The organism is Levilactobacillus yonginensis, assembly GCF_964065165.1.
In the GTDB taxonomy this organism is placed as follows: domain Bacteria; phylum Bacillota; class Bacilli; order Lactobacillales; family Lactobacillaceae; genus Levilactobacillus; species Levilactobacillus yonginensis_A.
Genome location: NZ_OZ061549.1, coordinates 1,342,422 through 1,367,464, shown reverse-complemented (window position 1 = coordinate 1,367,464; position 25,043 = coordinate 1,342,422). Strand labels below are relative to the sequence as shown.

Genomic DNA, 25,043 nt, shown 5'->3' with positions numbered 1-25,043 from the left:
GTGGCCACTGGATGGCGGGCTGCCAGCAACGCTTTTTTGGTGGGTTGGCGACAGTTGTTCAGGACGTGGGATATGCGGCCACGGTTTACACACATAGTAAGGTTAAACATGGCTACTTTGCGCCCGTTGCGGTTAATCTGCATTTTCTTTAAGGGATTGGTGTAGTGGTCAGAAAACCATAAAAAAATAAATTGACCGTGAACTCGTTGGCATTCACGGCCTTTTTGATACCGTTAAGTTGGTGATGAAACGGCTGTCATAAATCCAATAATATAGATAGCACTGTATTTATTGTTGCCTATTTACTAAAATTACGCTATGCTGGGTCTAATCTCTTTTGTGGGGGGAAGAAACGGACTTGAAGAAACCAAAGATGTATCACCAAGGGTCACGTTCAATTTGGCTGATACTCACGCAATTCGCTGTGATCGAAAGTATGGCCTGGCACCGAAGAACAGGTATCTGGTAGGGGTTTGACTAGAGGAGGAGCTTAAGTGAACGCAACAACTTTTGCACGTTTTCGTAAGGAAATGAAACGGTTCGTGGACCAAGTGACAGACGACTACGAAGCCATTATTATCACGCGTAAAAATAAGCGTAACGCGGTCTTGATTTCGGTTGAGGAGTATAACAATCTGTTGGAGAGTCGTTACGTCCTGAATAAGCCGGAAAATCTGGCCTGGTTGCAAGAATCTTTGATTCAGGTCAACGCCGGTAAGGTGGCAACACACACCTTACTGACTGAGCAGGAGGTGGCTGAACAGGATGAATAGTTTGTTCACCACGAATGCGTGGTCCGATTATTTAGCCTTGCAACGGGCTGATTTGGGCTTATTACTACGAGTCAACGACTTACTGACTGCTATCATGGAGAACCCGACTAAGGGACCGGGACAACCGGAAGCCCTGCACGGCGTCTTTGGGGGATGCTGGACACGACGAATCGATGCACGTCAACGCATAATTTACCGTGTCGAAGGGCAAACGGTTATCGTGCTTTCCTGCCGAGATCACGCGGCGTAGGAGATTCAATGTCTAGAACTAAAAAATACCTCACCAACTTCTTTGCGTTGGTGAGGTATTTTTTAGGCTAGCGGCCAATTTTATTCATATAGTCGGCCCCATCATATTGATAGGAGTAGTTGTGAGCAAGTTTAGCACGGGTATAAGCCTGGAAGTACCCCATGTTGTAATAAGACTTCATAATTCGCTTACCGTGAACTTTTTTCTTAGACAGCCAAAAGTTTCCCATGGTCTGGTAGCCATACTTAAATTTACCATTTAAGCAATAGTTGACACCACCATTACCTTTCTTGTATTTTTTAACATAGAGTCGTTGTGAACCCTTTTTCTTCTTAGAATATAACGTTTTGCCGTTATGTATCACTTTGTACTTTGTGATTTTAATTTTTGTCCATTTATGATGACCCTGATATTGGTACCACGTTCCCCGTAATTCCGTTGGGGTTTGTGAATGTCCCTTGTATTTGGCGTGGGCGGTCACCGATGATCCTGGGCCGATGAGTAAGCCAAGGGCCAACAGGGTGGCGATTAGTAGGCGCTGTCTGAGTTGCATGACTCCATCTCCAATTACTATGTATTTTGACACGCCTTTAGTATACGCCGGGAGAACGGGTATTTATAGGCACTTTTCGTGACTAATGGGGGAGGTAGCCCATCGACTAGTTGACCAATCTAAAGAATAATTTATAAGACGTCAGGGCTAATCTTGCCTGGGAAACTCGTATAATAGTGATAAATATGTGTAGTTGGGGAGAGGTGGCACCATGGAACAGTGGCGACCTTTAAGGAGATTGTGGCGGTTCAATCAACGGGTGAGTCGATGGCGGGCGGCTCGCGCAATTAGAGAAGCCTTACGTATCGCTTATCCGTTTGTCTTAGTCATGACGTTGATCGACGTTATTGGTCAGAGCTTTCTAGCCAGTAACGGGTTCTTTTTTCAAATCTATCATGTGGGTGACTGGTTGCCCGGACTGGATTTGTGGCAACAACTAATTCAGGTTGCCAGTACCGTGATCAACGGCGTAGTGGCTGTGATTATTGCCTTCACTACCGGTCGCTATTTGGCCAAGACTTATCGTGGTGATGGCCAGGCTATTGGCGTCATGAGTGCGCTAGCTTTCTTAACGTTAAATGTGAACTATGACGCGTTAGAACAGATCAATCGCAGTACCGGTGAGGGCATGTCTAAATTCATGGAGCCCAACCTGGGACCACAAGGAATCTTCTTAGGTATCGTGGTCGGGCTGTGTGTGGGTTGGTTTGCCACGCACCTCATGCAGTGGTTAACGCGCTGGCAATTAAAGCACCCGCGCTACCAACTGTCGTGGACTGGTCGGGTTGCCTGGCCGTTGACCGTGGTGTTGATTGTCACCATTGGCATTGGTTATGGTTTGAGTTGGTTAACTGCTGGTGGATTAAACGGCTTGGTTTATCAGGGTCTGAGCGAACTGGTGGCTAATCCGGGGCATCGGGGGTTCGTCATTCTGGGCGTGACGGTCTTAAACAACCTGTTGTGGTGGTTCGGTTTGATTGGACCGGTCTCTTTGGCCGGTAACAGTGCGGTGACGTCACTTCAAAATTTAGCCTATGCGGTCCAGCACGGTTCCGGGTGGGGGGCGCCTAATCCAGTAACGCTCCATACTTTGGGCGACGCTTACGCCAACTTTGGGGGCGCGGGGATGACGCTGGCGCTACTGATTGCTATTTGGATCGGGTCCAAACAAGTCAGTTATCGGCGAATCGCCAACCAGACCTTTCTACCTAATTTAGTGAATTTGAATGAACCAACGCTGCTAGGATTGCCGTTACTTTATAATCCCGTGTTGTTGATTCCATTTATTGTGGCCCCAGCAGTTAACGTTGGGGTGGCTTGGGCGGCAATTACGCTCAAACTGGTACCGCCGATTGTCTATCCGGTGCCAAGTACGACGCCGGGGCCCCTAATTGCCTTCGTGGGGACCGGTGGTGATTGGCGGGCGTTGGCCTTAAGCTTGGTATGTTTGAGCATTTCTGTGCTGGTCTATTTGCCATTTGTTCGCTTATTAAACGGCCAAGGGGGTGCGAACCATGGGGCATAAATGGTGGCATTGGGTATTGGGTGTTCTAGTAATTCTGGCCGTCTTTGTCCCCAGCACAGCTTGGATGCGGCAACGAACGACGCACTATCGTACTCAATATAAAACGGCACTGAATCCGACCATTATGGTACCAGGGTCTAGTGCTAGTCAGAATCGGTTTGATGCATTGATTAAGGAATTACGTAAAGAAACCAAGGTACGTCATAGTGTTTTGAAGGTTCAGGTGGAAACGAATGGTCGCGTTACTTACACGGGATCGATTCGTCAGGGAGATAATCATCCCTTCATCGTGATTGCCTTTGACAATAATCAGGATGGGGTCACGAACATTAATAAGCAGGCAAAGTGGCTAAATATTGCCTTTAAGGATCTAGTGAAGACTTATCATTTTAATCATTTCTCAGCGATGGGTCACTCTAACGGTGGATTGATTTTGAGTCTATTTTTAGAGAAGTACTTCGGGGAGACTCAGCACGTCAGTATCGACCGGTTGATGACGATTGCGACACCGTACAATATGGAATCCGATAGCACGACGCAACAGACAACCATGTTGAAAGAGTTGATTGCGGGCCGGCAAAAGTTACCGAAAAAACTGACGGTTTATTCCGTTGCGGGGACTGAAAACTATTCGAGTGATGGCACGGTTCCAGCTAATAGCGTGAACCAGGGAAAGTATGTGTTCCAAAATCAAGTGGCCCATTACACCCAAATCACAGTAACTGGGGATGAAACCAGTCACTCTGACTTGCCGCAGAATAAGCAAATTGTTTTATTGATTCGTCAGTACCTCCTGCAAGAGAATTTGCCGGCAGATCAGCGGCAGCAGAACCAACAGGCCAAGCGGCGAGCCTTGAACGGAGAAACGACGCAACCGTAAGATCATTTCTGCTATAATTGGTGGAAACAGTGGGAGGTCTTGCTTGTGAATTTTCGCCAACTTGAATACTTTTTAGCAGTTGCGAATGCGGGCCAAATCACGGCAGCGGCTCAACAGTTGCATATGGCACAACCGCCGTTGAGTTACCAGCTGAAACAGCTTGAGCGTGAGCTGGGGGTTACGCTATTGAATCGTTCGGCAACGGGAACCACGTTGACCCCAGCCGGTCAACTGTTACGAGATTATGCGCAACAGTTGGTTGATTTGCGAGATCGGGCGGATACGCAGGTGCGCTCACTAGGCCAGGGCCTAGCGGGGACGTTATCCGTTGGCGTTATTTCGTCGTCAATCGGGGCAACGCCAAACGCTAAATTGCGGACGCTGACTCGGCATTACCCCAAGGTTCAGATTCGTTTGTTTGAGGACAACACTTATGGCCTAATCGACCGACTGGCGAAGCATCTGATTGACGTAGCCATTGTACGGACACCGTTCACGGCACCGGGGCTTACTAGCAAGGAGTTGGCTACGGAATCGATGGTGGCAGTTGTACCGCAAAAGTACGATCACTTTGCGGCGGCTACCCTGAAGGTGGAAGATCTTGAAAGTGTGCCGCTAATTATCTATCGGCGGTTTGAACAATTGTTTGAGACGACCTTTAGTCAGAAAGGGATGGCACCGTTCATTGCCTGTACCTGTGATGATGCTCGGACAGCCGTTCAGTGGGCTGAAGCCCGGATGGGGGTGGCCATCGTGCCACACTCAGTAGCTGAGCAGGTCAGTGGGCCACAGACCAGTGTCCGGCTAATTCGTTATCAGCCGTGGCGGACCACCTTGAAGCTAGTGTGGTCGGCAGAGATTACGCCGAGTCCACTGGTACAGCGGTTTATTGACAGTTATTAGATATATTGTAAATACAATTTAGGCAACTCTTCCATATATTTTTTGTATGGGAGAGTTGCCGTTTATTGTTAGTCATAAATGCCGTTATAGCGGGAATATGTGCCTGGTCAATTGGGAAGATAGACAGATAGCCGAAACAAGTTGTTTTGTGAAGGGTTATATAAATAAGCGATTTTTTAAAATTAAGAACCGTAATTACAAGAATTTCGTTTGTGAATCAAGTTCATTTTTTACTCGCTGAGAGAGCTGACCAACTTGCCACCAGTCGCGTAAAAGTTGATAATCAAAGACGACATTGGGAATTGGTCAGGAGGTAAAAAGTTATGATTCATACAGCATTAATCATGTTAGCCGTGGGTATCTTTGCCGGGATTGCGGGATCAATCCTGGGAATTGGTGGCGGGATGATCATCACGCCAATCTTAACCCTAGGGATGGGGCTAAATATTAAATATGCAATTGGAGCCAGCATTATCGCGGTGATTGCGACGAGTTCGGGCTCAACTATCGCTTATTTACGGGACAATGTGTTGAACTTGCGGGTGGCCATGTTTTTGGAGATTGCGACCACCACAGGGGCCATCGTGGGCGCTTTGTTAACCGGGGTTTTGGACCCCAAGTACCTGTACCTGTTATTCGGGTGTCTATTGGTCTTCTCTGGGTGGAACATGTACCGGAAGTTACAGCGGGGACAAGAGGTTTTACAACGCGTGGAACCAGACAAGATTGCTGCCAAGCTTAAACTAAATGGCAGCTACTACGACAAGGCCGAACAGAAGAGTATTGATTACCAGGTTGAAAATGTACCGGCCGGTTTCTCCGTTATGTTCGGGGCCGGCGTAGCTAGTGGGCTCCTCGGAATTGGTTCCGGGGCGTTCAAGGTCATGGCGATGGATACCTTTATGAAGATGCCGTTGAAGCCTTCCAGCTCAACATCCAACTTGATGATGGGGGTTACGGCAGCGGCTAGTGCAACTGTGTACTTCTTCAATGGCGCCATTTTACCAGGAATTGCCGTGCCGATGGCTTTGGGGATTTTGGTCGGTGCCGTGATTGGGTCGCGGATCATGCAAGTCCTACCAGCTCGGTGGATTCGTATTGTGTTTATTCCCATTATTTTGTACATCGGTTTTCAAATGTTGTTTAAAGGATTGGGGGTTCACTTCTAATGGAATCAAAGAAAGCAACGGCTAATGAAATGGCTCAAGTTGAAACCGTTATTGGTCGAATTCTACAGGTTGGTGTAATTGTTTCAGCCATTATTATGTTGATTGGTTTAGCGATGTTTTTGACAACCGGTTATTCGGGCTATGAGGGAGAATTCGTTCCGCGGCGGATGGCCACGATTTTAACGGGAACCTGGCAATTGCGGCCGTATGCCATCATGATGTTAGGCGTGTACTGCTTGATTTTAACGCCCGTTTTACGGGTTATCGTTTCCATCTACGCGTTCTACAAAGAGCGAGATCACCTGTACGTGGCGATTACCACGTTAGTCTTATTCATTTTGATTGCCGCCCTCTTAATTGGGGTTCATGGCTAAACGCCGTCTCCGGTTCCATACAGCCACACCCTGCCCGAAAGCCTGCGACTGACACTAGTATTAGATAAAATGGTCAGACGTTGCTTTAACCAAAAATTTGGAAGAATCAAGCGTGTGCCGTTGAGCTTGGATTAATGACTTACTTGGAAGCATGAATGTGACGTAAAGTTGTAGTGATAGTGGGTCGGTAGCTCGAGCTAAGGTAGCCGAAGGCGGAAATACAGGGAAAACGACCAGCAAAGAGAATAGAAGAGACAAAGAAGCTCCGGCCAAATTGGTCGGAGCTTCTTTGCTGTTGCGGTATTAATGAACGTGAACGAGTTGAGTGGCGGCAGGAAATGCCGCAAGGAGAGGTGTTTATTGGGCGGTGTAACCACCGTCGACAACGAATTCAGCACCGGTAGCAAACTTGGATTCGTTAGAAGCCAAGTAGATGCAGATGTAAGCGATGTCGTCAGGTTCACCTAAGTGGCCCATTGGCGTCTTGGAACGGTCAGACATAGCTGCTTCGATTTCAGGAACGGCTTCGACCATTGGCGTCTTGATGTAGCCAGGGTGAACCGTGTTGACCCGGACGTCGTAGTCATTCATGGCACAGTCTAGAGCGGCTGACTTGGACATGATCCGCACAGCCCCCTTAGAAGCGTTATAGGAGCCGGCGTTAGCGTCTCCAACTAAGCCTTCGATGGAGGAGACATTAATGATGGAAGCACCCAGATGCTTGTTCTTCATCCGTTGAATCCCTAACCGGGTACCGAAGAAGACACCATCTAAGTTAACGGAGAGTAATTTGTGCCAGTCTGCCGTTGTTGTGCTTTCAATAGGGCCAGTTAAACCGATACCAGCATTGTTAACCACCGTAGTAACTTGACCGAAGGCTTTTTCAGTTGCATCGAAAACGGCGTTCCAGCTGGCTTCTTCCGAAACATCTTGTTGGAAGAACTGAATCACGTCAGGAGTGCCAATGGACTTGGCGGCCTTTTCACCAACGTCAGCGTGGCGGCCAGTAATCATGACCTTTGCGCCTTCTTCAACAAACTTACGAGCAACGGCTAAACCAATTCCAAGCGTTCCGCCAGTTACGATTGCAACTTTTCCATCCAAACGATTTGCCATAATTATAACCTCCATAAAGTGTTTACGTGATTAGTTTCACATACAAGTTAATTACTATTATGCTACAACTCGCTGAGTTTGTTAAGTGTTTTATCAATTTTGGACAAGTAAGGAGAGTGCGATAAAAGGCGGTTAGTCAATGAGCATTAACGTCGCTAGACGAATAATCCTGGTCTTGGATTACTCGTCTAGCGGGGTTAAGCGGAGTTGACTGCCTTTTGTCGCACGTTTCGACTATATACGTTCAGAACGCCAAAAGGGTCTGAGACTTTTACCTCAGATCCAATTAAAAAGCAACCAACCCCAAGTAGGTCGGTTGCTTCGTCAGAAAAATCAGAGATTATTGGGCAGTGTAACCGCCATCGACAGTGAATTCAGCACCCGTAGCGAACTTGGATTCGTTGGAAGCCAAGTAAACACAGATGTAGGCGATGTCGTTAGGTTCACCGATGTGACCCATTGGCGTCTTGGTCCGTTGAGACATGTTCGTTTCGAAACCAGGTTGTGCGTCAACTAATGGCGTCTTGATGTAACCAGGGTGAACGGTGTTGACCCGAACATCGTAGTCCTTCAAGGAGCAATCCAAAGCAGCAGATTTTGACATCAACCGTACAGCACCCTTGGAGGCGTTGTAGGCACCCAGGTTAGGGTCACCAACCAAACCTTCAATGGAGGACATGTTGATGATGGAAGCGCCGAGGTTCTGGTTCTTCATCCGTTGAATACCCAAACGGGTACCGAAGAAGACACCATCTAGGTTAACGCCTAATTGTTGATGCCATTCGGCAGTCGTCGTGTTTTCGATGCTCTTGGCGATGGCCATCCCGGCGTTGTTAACGACCGTGGTAACGGGGCCAAAAGCCTTTTCAGTGGCATCAAATAAGTCGTTCCAGCCTTCTTCGTCAGTGGCGTCATGCTTGAAGAATTGAATGACATCAGGGGTGCCAACGGACTTAGCAGCCTTTTCACCAACGTCGGCGTGGCGACCAGTAATCATCACCTTTGCGCCTTCTTCAACAAACTTTTGGGCAACGGCTAAACCGATGCCCAATGAGCCACCCGTAACGATTGCAACTTTACCATCTAAACGATTTGACATAAAATCTCCTCCATTATCAATTTTCTGTTACTCTAATCACATGCCGAAATTTATTATGCCTGAAAACCATTCATTTGTGAAGTAATTTCTTTCGATTGGGACACTACCCTTATTTGCAGTGAGCTGCTCAACTTATGCTACACTAGTTACTAATAGATTCAGTGAGTTTAAAAATTTAAATAATTGTATCCAGTTAAGTTTTGTTATGAGCTTGGTGGTGATGGTCATCGGTATGGTCGCTTATTTTGGATTTCTAAATTAAAAGACGATTTGAATCTCGAATGACATGGATAATCTTGCGGAATGTCATTGTGTAAATAAATAGTTAAAGAGGCGAAGAAGTCGTGGGAACACGCAAAGGTAAATCTGAACAGTGGCGGCGGAATTTGGCCGTTTTGTGGTTAGGAACGTTTATTGCTGGCATGGGTTTCAGTGAAATTATGCCATTTTTATCGTTGTACGTTGAAGGTTTGGGCCACTTTACGAAGGGCCAAGTCACCATTTACAGTGGGTTGACCTATGCGGCCACCTTCTTCGTCATTGCGGCGGTTTCACCGCTGTGGGGCAAGCTGGCCGATCGTAAGGGTCGGAAATTGATGTTACTCCGGTCATCAATCGGGATGGCCATCGTGATTGGCCTCATGGGCTTTGTGACGAACGTTTGGCAGTTGATTGGCTTGCGTTTTTTGCAGGGCTTTTTTGCCGGTTATATTCCTAACGCTAGTGCGCTGATTGCTGCCGAAACGCCCAAGGAAAAGAGTGGCAACGCGTTGGGTGTGCTGACAACGGGGTACGTGAGTGGGAACTTGATTGGCCCAGTTTTGGGTGGTATTTTGGCCCAGGTTTTCACGATTCGCTGGACTTTTCTGTTGACTGGTTTCTTCTTGATTGTGGTCTTTATTCTAAGCGCCACGTTGGTCCACGAACATTTCACCCCCATCAGCCGCGAGAAACAAGCGCAAGCGGGTAGTTGGCTCAAACAGGTTAAAAATCCTAAACTCGTTTTGGTGTTGTTAGTTTCAACCATGTTTATTCAAATGGGGAATAACTCCATCACGCCAATTATCAGTCTGTACGTCAAACAACTCATGAATGGTACGGGACCAATTACGTTGGTTGCCGGGATCATTGCGGCGTTACCCGGAATTTCAACGCTGTTAGCGGCACCTAAGCTAGGTGAGTACGGTGACCGTCACGGGACACAACGAGTGTTGGTCTTCGGGTACGTCTTTGCCGTCTTAATGTACTTTCCGCAAGGCTTCGTGTCCAGTGTCTGGCTACTTGGCGTGTTCCGGTTCATGATTGGCGTCTCCGATGGGGCGCTATTCCCGGCCGTCCAAACAATGTTGACCAAGAACGCGCCTCACTCATTGGTGGGAACGGTCTTCAGCTGGAACCAATCCTTCCAAGCACTCGGCAGTATGCTGGGAGCGCTAGTTGGGGGATTAGTGGCCAATTGGTTTAATTATAGTGGTGTATTTACGTTTACCGCATTTACCTTGTTACTAAACTTTCTACTACTATGGTGGCTGATTCCAGAGATTCGCCAGTGGCGCAGTAAACCTACTAAGAGGAACATAAATGAATGACAGATACGACAAATAATTTGCCCGCCCAGTTTCCTAATGACCCAACGTCTCTAGAAGCAATCGATCGGTTTCGCTCGTTGATGTTGAATTACCGGAGTGCTGTGCAGGTTGTGGAGACGAAGATTCACTACTTGGACCAAGAATATCGCATTCAAAATGGTCATACATTGGTGGATAGTCTCCAGTCCCGGATCAAGTCACCCGAAAGTATTTTGGAAAAGGTGCAACGGAAGCATTTGAATTTTGACTTTGAGACGTTACCGCAACAGATGCATGACATCGCGGGTATTCGGATTATCGTGCGATTTGAGGACGATATTTTAGCTATGGAGCGGCGGCTAGAAAAACAACCGGACATTAAAGTTTTGAACCGTAAGGACTACGTATCGAAGCCTAAGCCAAACGGGTATCGAAGCTTGCATTTAATCCTGGCAGTCCCGGTCTTTCTGGCAGCGGGTGTCGAAGAGGTAACGGTTGAGGTACAGATCCGTACGATTGCCATGAACTTCTGGGCTTCGCTGGAACATGAGTTAAGTTATAAGAAAAACGTCCAGCACCAGGATGAACTACGACATGAACTGGTGGCGAAGGCTGAGTTGGTTCATCAACTCGACCAGGATATGAATGCCATTAAAAACCAGATTCGGGCGGAGGAAAAGCGGTCCTAACGTGTCTGGGCCGCCTGCGATTGTCAGGGAGGCCCTGGTTCCGAAGGTGAAATTGGCTTCGTTCTCCAATCGGTTGGTGTATTTCTAGTGTTCATGAATCGTTAAATAAAAAAGAGCCTAGTCTGGTTGACGGTAGAAATTACGTCAAGCAAACTAGGCTCATTATGTATGGTTTTGATGACGACTAGAAGTACAGAATTAGTTGCTGAGTAAGTCAATTTTAGTGGAGAAGGCATATCTGTATTTACTGGTTAGTCGCTAGTGGAGGTGGTCAGGTGCGGCGCCCGTGACGGTCTTGTTAGAACAAGTGGGCTGCTTGGTCTTACAAGACTAGGACGATCTTTAAGACTCGTCCTTGGAGGCTTAAAGTCGAGTCTAAAGACCGCACCATAGGCTTTAGACGGTCCCACAGGCGGCGTACCTGACCACCGGAACGATGGGCACCTGACCAGTCAAAAAAAGCCTTAGCATAAATGCTAAGACTAAAGTTTACGATCATGCTTATTCAGAGCGTTATTTTTCGCTCGAAGCTTGGTCATCACGGCTGAGTAGCGTGATTCCGTTGACCGCAATCAAAGCAACAACTGCCATTGAAACTCCCATTTGTAGGGGCTTCCAGGTCATTTGTTCCAGAGTTCCGCCAATGTAACCAACAACTTCACCGAAGATAACCGCCCAGAAAATCACGACTAAATTAGATTCAAGCCACTTCACACGCGTCACCTCACAATCGATATAATTCTACCACGATTCAGGGTTCAGCGGGTAAATAACTTGATGTTTTGATTGGAACTTTTTGGCCAGAGGCGTCTGGGTTGCGGATTGTCAGGGGTTCCCGTATAATAAATCTTAATTGAATTAGAGATGGTTGAAGCGACTGCTTTCAAGAACGGCGTCCTCCTTGGGTTGGGGGGACCGTTTTGGCGGTCGCTTTTTGTTTGCTTACGGGTAAACGGACTAAATTTACTCACCTAACTGACAGGCTACCAGGTCGCTATTTAGGCGTTGGAAGACTATGCTGGGTGAAGGATTCAGCAATTATTGAATAAAATGACTGTTTAAATTGAAGGAGGCTACTCGTGGAACTATTAAAAGACTTAACCTTGATTCTGTTGGCAACAACTGTGGTGGGCCACTACTGTACCCGAATTGGAATTCCGGCCGTTATTGGGCAATTACTCGTGGGGGTTCTAGTGGGACCAGCACTTTTAGGCTGGATTACCCTGTCCCATTCGTTGGAAAGCTTTGCGGAAATTGGGGTCATTATCCTGATGTTCATTGCTGGACTGGAAAGTGACCTCCAACTGCTGAAACGGTATTTGAAACCCAGTGTCCTGGTCGCGTTGATGGGAGTACTGATTCCAGTCATTGGGACTTATTTGGTCGGGATGTTCTACAATCTGGGAACCACGGAGAGTTTGTTCATCAGCGTGATTTTTGCCGCAACTTCCGTGTCAATTTCCGTCGAAGTGCTGAAGGAAATGAACGCCCTCAACAGCCGTGAAGGGACCACCATCTTGGGTGCCGCGGTGGTGGATGACGTGCTGGCCGTTGTGATTCTGAGTGTTTTGGTTAGCACGACCGGAACGGCTGTCGGCGAGAGTGCCGCCCAATCCAGCAGCCTTTTATTAACGACGATTGAACAAATCATTTACTTCGCAGCCATTTACTTTGTCGTCCGCTGGTTAGCGCCTTACATGGCAAAAATCGGCGACCGGCTGATGATTCCGATGGGTGCAACGTTAATGGCAATTATCCTGTGCTTTGGGATGGCCTACGTTGCTGAGCTGGTTGGGTTGAGCGATGTGGTGGGAGCATTCTTCGCTGGTATCGCTATTTCGCAGACTTCGGCTCGTTCTACGGTTGACCGGCACATCGAACCGGTGGGTTACGCCCTCTTTATCCCTGTCTTCTTCGTCAGTATCGGCCTGAACATGGATTTCAATGGTCTGGGCAAACAAATCGGTTTCATCGCGGTCCTGACCATTGTGGCAGTTCTGACCAAATTGGTTGGTGCTGGGGCTGGGGCCAAAATGGCTGGTTTCTCATTGGGGAGCTCCACAGCAGTTGGTGCCGGAATGGTTTCCCGGGGTGAAATGGCATTGATCATCGCACAAATCGGGTACCAGGCCAAGCTAATGTCACCGGTCCGGTATTCTGCTATCGTTGCGGCCATCATTGTTGCCACCTTATTGGCGCCGTTTCTGTTACGCTGGGCGATGGACCACGTGCGGCGTGGTCAGGTCGACCGTTCCAAGGTTCGACCCGCAGAATAGGATTGGTGTTTCGCCTACGGTTGCTGTTGAGTGGTCAGCGAGTAGTAATGGTTTGTCTGATATGCTTAAATCTAAAAGCGGTCCTCACCAACGGCAATATGCCGGGGTGAGGACCGTTTCTGTGTAAAATTGACTTTTTTCGTGAAAATGGGTGACAAATTCGGTCCCAATTTCGTTAGTAGAGGTAGGGACTAGTCGAGACCCCATTCCATTTGCCCAGCGAAGTAGGGCTTGTTGTTGAGTTGGTAATTGGTCCAAGAAGCCGCAGCATCGTAGGTATCGTCGATTGGCAGATAATTTTGCTTGCTAGTGCCTAATTGCTTAATCGTTAGACGATAGTGGTGTTTACTGATTTTTTTGTCGGCGAAACCCTTGAGTGGCGTCTTGTAATCCAGGATGTAGGTCTGGCCCTTTTTGGTCAGCTTCGTCACTTTAACGCTGCCGAGTGGCTTCTTGTTCATAAACGTGAAGTCACTGACATCGGTTGTTGGATTGGTCCAGTTGGGATCGTATTTTTTGAGCTGGGACTTGCTATAAGTTTGTAGATAGTTATCCAGCGTCAGTACGAGGCCTGGTTGGTAAATCCGGTTGCGGCCCATCTTGTAGCCCGTTCCCTTGAGTAACAGCTGTGTGCGAACGGGTGCCTTCAGTGTTTTGACCCGTTTAAAATTGGCAGTACTGAACCGAATAGTTTTCGGGCTGTATTTCAAGCTCTTGATCTTAGCATAATGGACCGCCCCCAGAGTGAAGGTCGCATATTCCTTAAATTGCTTACCAACTTGCTTGGTGTCGACCGTGTTCACAGCTAACAGTTGATTCTTTTTAACGTAAACGGTTCGGTATCCGGCCTTGGTTTTCAACTTAGCCCCGATGGTCATGGCCTTCTTGGTTCGAACGTACGTCGTGTATAACGGTAAATCTTTGGTCTTGGTTGCCGCAGAAGCACCGGTGACGCTACCGCCAACAGCGAGCAATGTGACGGCTAAGGCCAATCCCCATTTATGTAATCCAGTCATAAAAAATCCCCTCCTGCGTTCAGGATACACCCCTCGTCGTGAAATGAACACCGCTAACTTCAAACCGTAATTTGTTTAAATATTGTGGAGTTATTCCGCCAGCCGGCGCCAGGGAGAGTCCCCGCTGCCCGCTGTGAGGAACGCATCCCGTGGTGTAGATTCGGGATTCCGCCAGCCAGTGCCAGGGAGGATCCCCGCTGTGGGGAACGCCTGCGGCCTGAGGAGCGGTCCTCCAGCTTGGTTTGAAGCCTTATTAAAGCCCAAATAAGTCTTCAAACGCATCGCATGCTGTAAGTCCGGGAAGTTCACCCAGACCAACACCATCGACACTGCGGGAACCCTCCCTGGCACTGGCTGGCTACGGTGAGTCATTAACGTTATATGGGCGATTACGGTACGAATGTTAGGCTGATGTATGGTTGAGATTGGATTGGTCAGGCTGGCAAGAGTTGCTTACTCGAGTCGATTTTTTCTAACTTGGCAAGGTAAATGTATATGACATCTCGATCTGAGGTTATTTCTGCCAACTATATCAGACTAATTGCTGAATAGAATGCGCATAATGTACCAGATAAGTAGTCATGTAGCCGGAAGAGGCTGGAGACAATGTTCGTTCTAACGCCACGGGACGAGCTCGAAGCCTTGCGGATTGGGCAAGGTTTCAAGTCGAGGGGGAAGACCGTTCTGTGGCTTCCCCCGGTCCCCACAGCGAGGATTGCCCCCAACCTCTGGAGGCGGCAATCCATCCTGTCTGTCCTTAGGATAATTAAAAAGTGTCCAGGCAATCAAAGCCTGGACACCAGAAAATTCAGTTAGAAATGTCGTTCCTTCTTCTGATCATCCGTCCGCTTAGCCAATGGGCGCCGCCACTCGACGGTGACCCACAGAAAGGCGAAAATGATGAAGCTGGCCGCACTGATGAGCGCACCGGCCTTCAACCCAGGCGTTTGGTACGTCAATGTTACGTGGTTCTTACCCCGTTGCAACGGCAGGGCAATCATCCCGTCATAATTGCGGATGATGGGCACGACCGACCGCGCATGCATAGCCGATTGTATCTTAACCGGTCGACCATTCACGGTGGCTGACCACCCCGGTGTTTTGGGAATGGCCAGGTATAGCATTGATTTTTGCTTGGTGCCGTTCACATCACCAGACAACCAGGAAACACCGCTATTCTTGCGAAGCTTGAAACGGTTCTGCTTTAGCTGGGTGACTAGTGATGCGTACCGCGTTTGATTCAATGAAACGAACTGGTTACTGTAGCCCGCAGCGGGTTCCTGCGTAATGTAACTGATTTTCAAAGTTTGGCCTCGTGTGAACTGACCAAGTCGGAAGATGTAACGGTAACCGTCGGCATTGATCATCGGCTTGGCACTCTTGCCGTTGACCCTCAGGCTGGAATAGACCAGCGTGTTGGACGGTGAATAGCCGTGTAATAAGCCAGTTGCGTTGATCCGGACCGTAAACGTCTGTAGGTAGCGCGGGCCCGGAATGTAGGTCTTATCAGGAATGCTGTTGACCTCGGCCACCTTAGCCCGCCGGGTGGCCACACTCTTAACCGTAACGGGGTCGAGCGTGTCACGTTCTGCACCCAGGGCATTTAACACACGTTGCTGGTTGTAGAAGGCCGATTGGTCATTCAGTTGGAGGTCGGTCATCGCTTTGGGTACGGCAAAACCGATGCCGGCATAGGCGCTCAACTTGGTGACCGGGTGGGGGTTACCAGCATTTAACCGGTATTTTACGCCCAGCAAAGTATCTGTCAGATGTGTGTACCCCTGCGTACTGATACGGCGAACGTTGGCGCTGAAATAACCTAAATCATGTTGGAAAACGCGCGATTGTTCCATCAACGTTGAACTATAAAGGCTCACGCCAGGATAGTCGAACATGATCGGATCATTGTAGTGGTTGTAAGCCCCACTGTAAGCTTGGCCAATTTCGGAATGCTGGTAGTCGATTCGGTGAAGGTTGGCCTTAGCCTGGTTCGCGTGGATTTTATTTAGAATAGCCGCGTCCTGTTTAAAGGATTTTTCAAATTTCGTTTGTGAGCCAAAATTGATGCCCTGCGTACCCGTGTAGAAGTTGCTTCCGAGTTCGACCGATAGGAGCAATCCCAGCAGGCCGATTCGAATCGGTCGCCACTCACTAATGAATAAGAGCATGGTATTTAGGAGTAGGAGTCCCAACGCCAGCCAGAGTAAGTGAAATTGCGGTTGACTGTGTAAGTAGAGGTCGTTGTTGTAGCTAGGTAGGAAGCGTGCCCAGATGCGGGGAATGACTTGCGCTGAGAGAAAGCCAATCGCCAGCAGGCCCATGCCCCAAACCAAAGCGAGCACCTTTTGGGGGTCGTTCATGGTTTGAGCAGGCCGAGTTTGCCAAGCGCGGTAGGCCGTCGTTAACACCAAGAAGGTGAAGAAAAAGACGTTTCTAAACGGAAAGCCGGCTGGTTGCTGGAACATGTGCCAGATGGTGTTGAAGAGGGTCACAAATAGGCTTAATCCCATAGTAATTAGGAGCCACATGGTCCGACGTTTTTCTACCGCACGAATACGTGGAGAAACGAAGTAAACGATGAGCAACAGGAACATCAGCGTTCCCATAAAGACTGATGGTGCGTGGTACAGGTGGGACTGATAGTTGCCAGCTAAGGGTCCAAATTGGGCCATGACTTCCGGTCCGAAGAGTGGTGTTGGTAGGAAGTTTGCCACGAACATGGCATTTTTTCCGGTCAGTAGCATGCCCATTGCCGTCGGAATTAGGACGATCATGGACATCCCGCCTGCTAACAACGAGCCAATCATGAATTGACGGATGGCGGCCAGGTGCATGTGCCAAACGTCTTTGAACGGGGTTGGGTTTGGTTGATGTTCAATAATTAAATAGATAAAGTACATGACGGAGAAGAGACAGGTCATATAGCCTAAGTAGTAATTGCAGATGATGGTGGCGGTTAGGCTGACAGTGTAGAGTCCGTAGCGGTGGCGGCTAACGATCCGGTGAAGGCCTAACGCAACCAGCGGTAACCAGATTAAGGCGTCGAGCCACATCATATCGTAGAAGTACATCGCCACAAAACCACAGAGACTGAAGGCCGTGGAGAATAGTAGCATGGACCAGCCGCTGCGAAGAAAGGCGTGGCGGAGGAAGACGGCCATGCTGAGGCCAATGGTACTAATTTTTAAAATGATGATCCAGGTGATGGCGGTCGGTAAGTGCGCCGCCGAAAACGGGAAAATCAGTAGGTTGAACGGACTGATGACGTAGTAGGTCAGTAACGGCAAGATGCCGCTACCAGTTCCTAGTGAAAATGAAAATAGGTGGAACTGTCCATTTAAAATTGTGTGTCGTAAATTCTCGAGAATGGGAATGTATTGTGCGCCCATATCACTAAATAATAGGTTCCGGTGACCAAACGGTGTGATTTTTAGTTCAAAGAAAACCACGCACATAATGATCAGTGGTAGTAAGAATGCTCCCCCATACACCCAGCGGCTAACGCGTAGGGCAGCTAGAGTGTGACGTTGTTGATTCATGAAAACCCCTCCGTTGATGACGAACAAAATGTCTGACCTTAATAGGATACCATGCAGACTACTTTGATAAAAGTCTACCTCACTTTAAGATAAGTTCCGTAGTTGATGGCCGAATCTTCGAAAAAATTTAGCGTTTGGTAAAGCAAACAACTTAAGGTTACGTTATCGTTAAGCAGGTACACTATAACCTCAGACTGCCAAGTAGTGGATGGTAGCAACCGATTGTCGGAGATGTCGGGGTGTTTGACGTAGTGAATCTCTTAGTTGAAAGGTTGCTCATTTACGATTGGGTGTCTAGTTAAAGTCTAACAATGCCGCGTGATGCAATGATTGCGTGGGTTCCCTAATTGACGTATTGTTAGGGATGATTACTGGTAGAGAGCTTTTTTGCTAAGAACTAAAGGTAGAAAGCTGAAATACGTAGCTTGTCCCAGTATTGGTAAGAATTTGAACCGTTGAATTGTTCTAAATTGGCCGCGCTCTGGCTACCAGGAACTCCGCCTGCTGTGGGGATGCTTCAGACTGGAAAAGCACCAGTCTTCTCGCTCGCTTGCAGCCATGAAGGACCCGTGCCGCCAAAGTCGCCCGTGTTATAAGCTGGCTGAAAAAATCGCCAGCTAACACCACTGACACGGTCGGCTCCATCCTTGGCTGCTTTCGACTCTGATTGTGTTTTACCACGACGACAGTCGGAAAATGCGGACACTTAGCAGCTTTGGTCCAATTGACAACGACTGTTTCAGTCGTTGATCATAGTCGTCTAAGAACACTGTGTAAGCCGGGAAGTCAGCGGATATTCAACCTGCAGCTAAGTAATTTGTTGGCTGTAGGCGGCCAAACAACGACTACGTAATATTAATAACTATTGTTAACTTTAGAATTTTAAAGGAGGAACGCCCGTTGAGTAGCTCAGCCAAGGTATTAGTTGTAGAAGATGAAAAAGAACTGTCTGCGGACATTGTTGAATTAATCCAGCCGATTTGTGAAACAACCACCGCATTTGACGGTGAACAGGGAGAATTTCTAGCGAGTCAGGGTGTGTTTGACGCCATTATTCTAGACTTGATGTTGCCTGGCGAAAGCGGCTTAGACCTGTTGCTACACATCCGCAACAAAGGGGTAGGCACACCGGTGCTGATTTTAACCGCTAAGGATACGATTGCCGATAAGTTGCGGGGGTTTAACGATGGGGCGGATGACTACGTAACCAAGCCATTTCACCGGGAAGAACTATTAGCTCGCATGAAGGCGCTGTTGAAGCGGACGGGGCACCTAAATAGCAGTGATGTCATCAGTCTGGGTCAGTTGGAAATCAATACCAGCAAGCACCTGGCAACTTTTGACGGTAACCCATTAACCTTAAAAGGTCGGGAATTTGATTTGTTGGCTTATCTGGTAGCCAATCCCGGGACCATTATCACGAAGGAACAGATATTTAATCGTTTATGGGGGTTTGACTCGGAGACTAGTCTGTCCGTGGTTGAAGTTTATATGAGCAATTTACGTAAGGAACTTAAGCACGCCGGTAGCGACCTGTCGTTGCGAACTATCCGGAACGCGGGGTATATTATGGAGGCCCCCGATGAGCAATAGAGTTAATCGCGCCCAACAGTGGCGCCTATTTTGGAGTAATTTTATTGGGTTCTCCATTATCTTCTTGTTGCTGGGCATCATTGTGTTTGTGCTGTTTCGACAAGCTATCCTGACTAGTACTGACCAAGCACTGCGGGTCGAACGAAGTGCTCGGTTGGCTGGGCCACCACGGCAAGATGGTGTGCAACCCTTTGGACAGGACGGGGCGCAGGATAAACAGTTAGCGCGGCCGCATCGTTCGATTCACCCGTTCATGACGACCACCCTGATTTTCAACAATGAAGGGCAAGTGATGAACAAGTTGCAACTGGGGTCGCGGTACGAAACGTTAAGAAACATTACGTTAGATACGACCGAGGTGGGCAAACTCCGGTCAATTTTAGTCAAGGACAAGTATAATTTTCGAACGCTCTTGGTCAAGGTACCAAAGAGCAACGCGGACAAGTCCGTGGCTGGACGCTACCTGCTGATCATGGAAAATATTGATCCCCAGAAGGCGGCTATGCGTAGTTTTACTAAGGTTATGTTGATTACGATGGGGGTCTTCTGGCTCCTATCGATTGCCATGAGCAGTTGGATGTCGCGACTGACCATGCGGCCAATCCTCAAGTCGTGGGGGCGGCAGACTGAGTTTGTGGGGAATGCCGCCCATGAGTTGCGGACGCCACTCACAATTATCCAAAATAAACTGGAACTACTGCTGACCAAGCCGAACGATAAAATTATTGATCAGGCGGAGAGCATTGCGGTGGCCAATAGTGAAAGTCAACGGCTCCAAAAGTTGACGCAGGATTTATTAGCGCTGGCACGGTCTGATTCCAACACGGTCCAAACGAACTTTGAGAGTACTCAGGTTGCAAATTTCTTGGCGCACACGGTCGAACCGTATACGGAGATTGCGGCCAGTCAAGGTAAGCAGTTAAAATTAGCACCGGTCGAGGACTTTGCGGCAGTGATGGATCAGAATCTGATTCATCAGCTAATGAATATTTTGATCGATAACGCGATGAAGTATTCACCCAAGGACAGTACGATTACGATATCGGCGAAATTGACCGGTCGTAAATGGCAACTTGTGGTGGCTGACCAGGGTATCGGGATTAAGTCGAGTGAACGGCAACGCATCTTTGATCGGTTCTACCGGGTCGATTCTTCCCGAAGTCGCCAGACTGGTGGTAACGGGTTGGGATTGTCGATTGCGAGCTGGATTGTTAGTTTGCATCATGGGAATATTGCGGTTAAGCCTAATAGTCCGCAGGGAAGCCAGTTTGTGACGACCTTGCCACTGAATGCCTCGACTGGGCTCAACCGTCGTGGCAAAGACTAGAGTGGCCGCCTTCGGCCGCCAGGGAGGGACCCGCTGTGGGGACCGCCTGCGGCCTGAGAAGCGGTCCTCCGGCTCGATTTGAAACCTTGCCCAACCCGCAAGTTTCCAAACTCGTCCCGTGCTGTAAGCCCCGGGCCAAGTCACCCGTGACTAACACCACCGACACGGCGAGCCCCTCCCTGACAACCGAAGGCTACCGTTGTGGTCGTTATTTAACGGTAGTAGTGGTGCTTTGCCTGACGTTGGATAATGTTTTTTGATTAGTGGTTGATTCAGTGATTCGTCAGATTAGTAAATAAATATGATGATTTTAGCAGACTTGTCTGGGTAGAATCACTTAAAAATTGAATGAAATTTTCTGTGAAATATTATGAATTCGTTGATGTTATTAGGCTCAGTGATGGTCATCTCTCGTTCTAGAAATTAATCGAGAGGTGATGACTGTCACTGGGCCTTTTTAAGGGCTTTATGAAACCCCGAAAATATTATTTATATCAACGGGATAAAGGTGTAAACTAGGGTGGCAATAACTAGTTATGCCGCAAACAAATACATAACAAAAATATTTTTATTTTAAAAAAATTAGGTGGTGGTTTAGAGCGGTATGCTTTCTAGGTGGCTTATCGGCCTGGAAAGTTGGCGGTACCGGATGTTTGATAGATAGCCGGTCACAAATTGATCGATAAATGAAACGCTTTCTTATTTTGACACGTGGCTAAGCTTTTTCGGGTGTATGTACATAAAGGGAAGAATCAGATAGACACTGCCCAGCACTCTGGTCAATTTGTGCAACCGTCAGTACGGCTATGAACCGGCTGGGACTTTTCGGTCAGTTCGACAGACCAAGCATCAATCATTGAGAAATAAATATTTCTATAATCTAAGGGGATAATTTAGATGAAAAAAACCATTCAAATCGCTGCTGGGACAGCTGCTATTTTAGCAGGAACCGCTTTAAGCAGTGGATTAGTTGCTCACGCGGATTCAACAGCACCTGTCAGTAGTGGTGCTACGCAATCACAATCAGTTTCAGATGAACTGAATCAACAAGTAGAGGCTTCTCAAGAGGTTAAGGATGCTAAGACTGCCGTTACGGCAGCCCAAAACGCCACTTCCGGGGCACAAAAGACGGTTGACGATACCAACAGTCAAATTACGACTGATTCGGGTGCTGTCGATCAGGCCAACCAAGCTGTTACTGATGCAAATACTAAGGTTGATCAAGCAACTAAGGATCAGGAAGCAGCGAATGGAGCCGTTGACACTGCGAAAGCGGGCGTTACTGATCCACAGAGTAAAGTTAATGACGATCAGACTGCCGTTGATACTGCAACCCAAAATAGCCAGGCCGGTCAAGATACGGTTAATGATGCTCAAAAAGCTGCTGATGCAGCAACGAGTGCTGCAGCCGCTGCACAGAAGTCTTTGGCTGATGCTAAGACGACGGCTGGGAATGCAACACCAGGGAGCATCGCAGACCTAAAGACACAGATTTCAGCTCAAGAAGATAAATTGAAGACTGATACTGCCACTGCTAAGAATACGTCTGACGTTGACATTCCAGCTAAGCAGGCTAAGGTTACCACGGCAACTAATAGTACCGCGGCTGCTAGTACCGCCGCTGCCAACTCAGCTGCTGCAGTTGAGACAGCTCAAAAAGCGCAAACTGATGCAGCAAGTATGGCAGATGCTGCTGCCGAGGTAGTGACGGATAAGCAATCAGCATTGTCTGATTACAATGACAGTTTAAAGGATGCCAATACAGCACTTAAGACTGCAACCGATAATTCTATCGCAGCAAGCGATGCTTTGACGTTGGCCTCTAATGCAGCCGCAGCTGCTTCTACCGCAGCAGTTGATAAAGAAGCTGCGATTGATGCTGCCAAGACGGCAGTAGACAAGGCGGCAGCTTACCAACAACTTGTTAAAGATACGGTAAACCAGACGGCGGCTTCACTGACTGGTATGACTGGTAACGCGATTACGCTACCAGCTGGGTTGACGTTGGATGCCCTTAAGGAATATGTTGCTACTACAAGTGGTGATGCAACGAGTGAAGCTGCAGCTTCAGCAGCGGCTACCTTGAATGCAATTGCCAGTCCTGGGTTAGGTCTTGATAGCAATCAATATCAGACGAATGCTAGTGCTGCCGCTGTTACCTACACTAACGCTGCTTCGCTGACGGATGCTCAGTATCAGGATCTAGCAAAGTACACGGCAACCTTGATCAACCAGGTTCGGGAATTAATTGGTGAACCAAAGGTAACGATTACGACGACGATGATGTCCTTTGCTAAGGAAATTGCCGCCAAGTATGATACGGATAACTGGAATATTTATGATAAGCGGGCTCATGATGTGCCAGCCATTGAAGCAGTTGCTGGGGAATATGGTTTATCGGCAACCGGGAACTATTATGAAAACATGGGTGCGAACACGACCTTAAGCACCGCTAAAACTTTAGATGATATCAGAAGCGGCATTTACACGACAATTACCGGTATGCTGTTTGATGATGCTAGTTCTGGTTTTGGTCATTTGATGGGGTTAGCAGGCTATGATTCTCTAAATGAGTACACAACGCAATACTTTGGGATGGCCTTAGATGGTATGGGACAAGTCCACTTTGAAACGGTAACAGAAAGCCCTTCTTATATTGAGGACGCAACCAAGTTTGATACGTCAGCTAGTGCAGTCATTGCTAACCCAGATACGAGTATCAGTACTGAGCAATCCGAGGCTATGCGGAAGACTCTTAATGACCAACAGGCTGAATTAGCCAAAGCTACGGCCGCCACAGCAACTGCACAAGCTACTGAGGATGCCGCTGTCGCAGATGCAGCTAGCGTTGAAGCTGCAATTGACAAAGCTAATGCCGACGTTATTGCTAAGCAGGACGCAGTAACAGCTGCTAATAAATCCGTGACGGATGCCACTACAGCAGTATCCGATGCACAAGGCATGGTAGACCAAGTAACTAAGAGTATACAAGATGCCAAGGATAACGCACAGTCAATGCAGGACAACTTAACGGCTGCTAACACCAAATTGACAACGGCACAAGATAATGCTAAGAAGTCAGCGGATGCATTGACTGCTGCCCAAACCGCTGAAGCAACTGAGAAGACAGCCTTAACCAAGCTGCAAAGTGATTTAGTTGATCAAAATGCGACAGTTAAACAAGATCAAAGTGATCTGGATAGCCTCAACTCAACCTTGAAGGATTACAATTCAGCAGCGTCAATCGTTGCTGATGCCCAGGCAGCAGCGGACAAGGCTGATGCTGCCGTTGCTCCTGCCCAGGCTAAACTGGATGCAGCTAATACGGCGCAAAAACCACTGGCACAGGCGTTAGCTGATGCGAACGCACAATTAGCTAAGGATCAACCTAGTTTGGACGCTGCTAACCAGGCAGTTAAGGATGCACAGTCTAAGGCAGAAACTGCCGCTGTTGCGCTTAAAGATGCTAACCAAGCTGTTACCGATGCTGGTACAACTCTGGCCGCAGCTCAAAAGACTTTGACTGACACTCAGGCTAAGTTGCCAGATGCTGAAGCTGCTCTTGAAAAAGCTCAAACAGATCAAAAAGACGCTGAGGATAACCTCGTCGCCGTCCGTCAGTCTGTCTTAGACAAACTGATTGCCGCTGGTCAGAATAACGGTGGTCAAACCGGGACGACGACACCAACCACGCCAGTTCAACCAGCTAACCCTGGCCAAACGACCGGCACAACCACGCCAACGACGACCCCAGCAACGACCCCAGCAACGACTCCAGCAACGACAACGACGACACCTAAGACAACGCCTAAGAAGACGGTCAAGGCCACGAAGAAGTCTACCAAGAAGACGACAGCCAAGACCAGCGCTAAGAAGGCCGGTACGACTACTTCACGGCAATTAGCCCAATACGGTCTTAGTGGCCAAACTGGTAAGAAGGCTACGTTGACGACGTCGCATTCTGCTGCCAACGGCGGAACCTCCGTCTTAGCATTTGCCGGGAACGCTGGTGGTCACGCCCTGAACGTGATTATTCCAGCCGTTACCCGGGCGGCAGACCAATTGACTGGTGAAACGGTGGCCCATGCGGCAACTAAGCCAGACACGACCACTACTAAGAAGTCGGCAACTGACAAGCAGACTGCTAAGAAGGCTGACACGACTAAGGCTAAGCCTGAAAAGAAGGCGAAGACCTCATCGAACACGTCAACCAGTACCAGCAAGCAGACGGCTTCACCCAAGGCTGACCAATCCTCCAGCAAGCAGGACAACAGTAAGCAAGTCACCACGATTGCCGGTGTGGTTGTGTTGATTGCTGCGGCCTTTGCCGGGTTCTTCGCGCTCATGCGTCGTCGCCGGAACCAAGACTAGTCACGAGATACTATCATTAACG

Annotated in this window: 20 protein-coding genes; 14 read left to right on the top strand and 6 right to left on the bottom strand. The window is 48.3% G+C overall.

The genetic code is table 11. From position 1 onward, the window contains the following. Positions 1 to 11: 11 nt before the first annotated feature. The 3 genes from AB3Y94_RS06585 (at position 12) to AB3Y94_RS06575 (ending at position 1,023) form a co-directional block, all read left to right on the top strand. Positions 12 to 152, top strand: a complete 141-nt coding sequence (locus AB3Y94_RS06585; protein ID WP_367295536.1) for a hypothetical protein — start codon at positions 12 to 14, stop codon at positions 150 to 152. Positions 153 to 494: 342 nt separating this feature from the next. Next, positions 495 to 773, top strand: coding sequence for a type II toxin-antitoxin system Phd/YefM family antitoxin (locus AB3Y94_RS06580; protein WP_367295535.1), 279 nt, complete (start codon positions 495 to 497; stop codon positions 771 to 773). Beyond that, a complete protein-coding gene (locus tag AB3Y94_RS06575) occupies positions 766 to 1,023 on the top strand; it encodes a Txe/YoeB family addiction module toxin (protein WP_367295534.1) in 258 nt (85 codons plus the stop codon). Before AB3Y94_RS06580 ends, AB3Y94_RS06575 begins: the two co-directional genes overlap by 8 nt. A 67-nt stretch (positions 1,024 to 1,090) precedes the next feature. Here AB3Y94_RS06575 and AB3Y94_RS06570 read toward each other — a convergent pair whose 3' ends face one another. Next, the gene (locus AB3Y94_RS06570; RefSeq protein ID WP_367295533.1) at positions 1,091 to 1,576 is read right to left on the bottom strand and encodes a hypothetical protein; all 486 of its coding nucleotides are present in this window, start codon (positions 1,574 to 1,576) and stop codon (positions 1,091 to 1,093) included. A gap of 211 nt (positions 1,577 to 1,787) precedes the next feature. Here AB3Y94_RS06570 and AB3Y94_RS06565 point away from each other — a divergent pair, with 211 nt between their 5' ends. The 5 genes from AB3Y94_RS06565 to AB3Y94_RS06545 all read left to right on the top strand — a co-directional run bounded on the left by AB3Y94_RS06565 (position 1,788) and on the right by AB3Y94_RS06545 (position 6,427). Continuing rightward, on the top strand, positions 1,788 to 3,101 hold the full coding sequence (locus AB3Y94_RS06565; RefSeq protein ID WP_367295532.1) for a PTS transporter subunit EIIC: 1,314 nt from the start codon (positions 1,788 to 1,790) through the stop codon (positions 3,099 to 3,101). Further along, complete coding sequence (locus tag AB3Y94_RS06560) at positions 3,091 to 3,981, top strand: alpha/beta hydrolase (RefSeq protein WP_367295531.1); 891 nt, start codon at positions 3,091 to 3,093, stop codon at positions 3,979 to 3,981. The genes AB3Y94_RS06565 and AB3Y94_RS06560 overlap by 11 nt, the downstream gene beginning before the upstream one ends. A gap of 45 nt (positions 3,982 to 4,026) precedes the next feature. Next, positions 4,027 to 4,884: a LysR family transcriptional regulator gene (locus tag AB3Y94_RS06555; RefSeq protein ID WP_367295530.1), complete on the top strand. Its 858-nt coding sequence runs from the start codon at positions 4,027 to 4,029 to the stop codon at positions 4,882 to 4,884. Between the two features lie 323 nt (positions 4,885 to 5,207). Further along, positions 5,208 to 6,053, top strand: coding sequence for a sulfite exporter TauE/SafE family protein (locus AB3Y94_RS06550; protein ID WP_367295529.1), 846 nt, complete (start codon positions 5,208 to 5,210; stop codon positions 6,051 to 6,053). After that, positions 6,053 to 6,427 carry a DUF1634 domain-containing protein gene (locus AB3Y94_RS06545; protein ID WP_367295528.1) on the top strand — a complete coding sequence of 125 codons (375 nt, stop codon included), beginning with the start codon at positions 6,053 to 6,055 and terminating at the stop codon, positions 6,425 to 6,427. Before AB3Y94_RS06550 ends, AB3Y94_RS06545 begins: the two co-directional genes overlap by 1 nt. 357 nt (positions 6,428 to 6,784) lie before the next feature. Here AB3Y94_RS06545 and AB3Y94_RS06540 read toward each other — a convergent pair whose 3' ends face one another. After that, positions 6,785 to 7,543, bottom strand: a complete 759-nt coding sequence (locus AB3Y94_RS06540; protein WP_367295527.1) for an SDR family oxidoreductase — start codon at positions 7,541 to 7,543, stop codon at positions 6,785 to 6,787. 340 nt (positions 7,544 to 7,883) lie between these two features. Then, positions 7,884 to 8,642, bottom strand: coding sequence for an SDR family oxidoreductase (locus AB3Y94_RS06535; protein WP_367295526.1), 759 nt, complete (start codon positions 8,640 to 8,642; stop codon positions 7,884 to 7,886). A gap of 344 nt (positions 8,643 to 8,986) precedes the next feature. Here AB3Y94_RS06535 and AB3Y94_RS06530 point away from each other — a divergent pair, with 344 nt between their 5' ends. Both AB3Y94_RS06530 and AB3Y94_RS06525 read left to right on the top strand, forming a co-directional pair. Further along, positions 8,987 to 10,231, top strand: a complete 1,245-nt coding sequence (locus AB3Y94_RS06530; protein WP_367295525.1) for a multidrug efflux MFS transporter — start codon at positions 8,987 to 8,989, stop codon at positions 10,229 to 10,231. Next, entirely contained in the window at positions 10,228 to 10,899 is a 672-nt protein-coding gene (locus AB3Y94_RS06525; RefSeq protein WP_367295524.1) for a GTP pyrophosphokinase family protein, read from the top strand. Before AB3Y94_RS06530 ends, AB3Y94_RS06525 begins: the two co-directional genes overlap by 4 nt. A 513-nt stretch (positions 10,900 to 11,412) precedes the next feature. On the opposite strand, the gene AB3Y94_RS06520 is transcribed toward AB3Y94_RS06525, so the two are convergent. Next, the gene (locus AB3Y94_RS06520) at positions 11,413 to 11,613 is read right to left on the bottom strand and encodes a YjzD family protein (RefSeq protein WP_367295523.1); all 201 of its coding nucleotides are present in this window, start codon (positions 11,611 to 11,613) and stop codon (positions 11,413 to 11,415) included. A gap of 365 nt (positions 11,614 to 11,978) precedes the next feature. Between AB3Y94_RS06520 and AB3Y94_RS06515 the strand changes: the two genes are divergently transcribed. Next, positions 11,979 to 13,175, top strand: a complete 1,197-nt coding sequence (locus tag AB3Y94_RS06515) for a cation:proton antiporter (protein ID WP_367295522.1) — start codon at positions 11,979 to 11,981, stop codon at positions 13,173 to 13,175. Between the two features lie 191 nt (positions 13,176 to 13,366). Here the strand turns inward: AB3Y94_RS06515 and AB3Y94_RS06510 are convergent, their stop codons facing one another. Together AB3Y94_RS06510 and AB3Y94_RS06505 are read right to left on the bottom strand one after the other, a co-directional pair. Next, positions 13,367 to 14,191: a hypothetical protein gene (locus AB3Y94_RS06510; RefSeq protein WP_367295521.1), complete on the bottom strand. Its 825-nt coding sequence runs from the start codon at positions 14,189 to 14,191 to the stop codon at positions 13,367 to 13,369. Between the two features lie 812 nt (positions 14,192 to 15,003). Next, the gene (locus AB3Y94_RS06505; protein WP_367295520.1) at positions 15,004 to 17,730 is read right to left on the bottom strand and encodes a YfhO family protein; all 2,727 of its coding nucleotides are present in this window, start codon (positions 17,728 to 17,730) and stop codon (positions 15,004 to 15,006) included. A 900-nt stretch (positions 17,731 to 18,630) separates the two neighbouring features. Between AB3Y94_RS06505 and AB3Y94_RS06500 the strand changes: the two genes are divergently transcribed. The 3 genes from AB3Y94_RS06500 (at position 18,631) to AB3Y94_RS06490 (ending at position 25,021) form a co-directional block, all read left to right on the top strand. After that, a complete protein-coding gene (locus tag AB3Y94_RS06500; RefSeq protein WP_367295519.1) occupies positions 18,631 to 19,323 on the top strand; it encodes a response regulator transcription factor in 693 nt (230 codons plus the stop codon). After that, positions 19,313 to 20,650: an ATP-binding protein gene (locus AB3Y94_RS06495; protein WP_367295518.1), complete on the top strand. Its 1,338-nt coding sequence runs from the start codon at positions 19,313 to 19,315 to the stop codon at positions 20,648 to 20,650. Before AB3Y94_RS06500 ends, AB3Y94_RS06495 begins: the two co-directional genes overlap by 11 nt. A gap of 897 nt (positions 20,651 to 21,547) precedes the next feature. Further along, complete coding sequence (locus AB3Y94_RS06490) at positions 21,548 to 25,021, top strand: SEC10/PgrA surface exclusion domain-containing protein (RefSeq protein WP_367295517.1); 3,474 nt, start codon at positions 21,548 to 21,550, stop codon at positions 25,019 to 25,021. The last annotated feature ends 22 nt before the right edge of the window (positions 25,022 to 25,043 follow it).